Source organism: Kitasatospora nipponensis, from assembly GCF_039528135.1.
GTDB lineage: Bacteria > Actinomycetota > Actinomycetes > Streptomycetales > Streptomycetaceae > Kitasatospora > Kitasatospora nipponensis.
The window spans coordinates 1-538 of sequence record NZ_BAAALF010001075.1; the positions used below are offsets into that span (position 1 = coordinate 1).

General features: G+C 75.7%; 1 protein-coding gene. It reads left to right on the plus strand.

Annotation, left to right across the window (positions count from 1 at the left end):
- Positions 1–75 precede the first annotated feature (75 nt).
- Positions 76–538: superoxide dismutase family protein (locus ABD323_RS44955; RefSeq protein ID WP_344447719.1), on the plus strand; the 463-nt coding region annotated here is incomplete at its 3' end.

The following is a 538-nucleotide window of genomic DNA, read 5'->3' on the forward strand; positions in this document are numbered from 1 at the left end:
CTTCCCGGGCCGGGGTGCGCCCAGGCCCCGCCGGAACTGGCAGCTTGGGGCTGAACCCTCCGGAAAGGCCCACTCATGTACCTCGCCCCCGCCCCGGCGCTCGCCCCGCTGCAGCCGCTCCTCCCCCCGGCCTGCACGGTGGAGGCCACCTTCGACAGGACGAACGGCATCGCGCCCGCCACCGCCGTCAGCTTCGCCCCGGACGTCGTCCCGTACGGCGCGGGCGTCCGGATCGTGGTGCACCGGGCCGAGGGCCACACCACCCTCGCGATGAGGGTGGACGGGCTGACCCCCGGTCACGTCTACCCCGTGCACGCGCACGCGCGGGGCTGCGGCACCGTCCCGGCCGACTCGGGCCCGCACTACCAGGACCGGCCTGACCCGGTGCAGCCCTCCACCGACCCCGCCTACGCCAACGACCGGAACGAGCTCTGGCTCACCCTGCGCACCGACGAGACCGGCCGCGCCACCGCGAGCAGCACCGTGGAGTGGGAGTTCCGGGGCGGTGCGGCCGGTTCGCTGGTGCTGCACGCCGGCT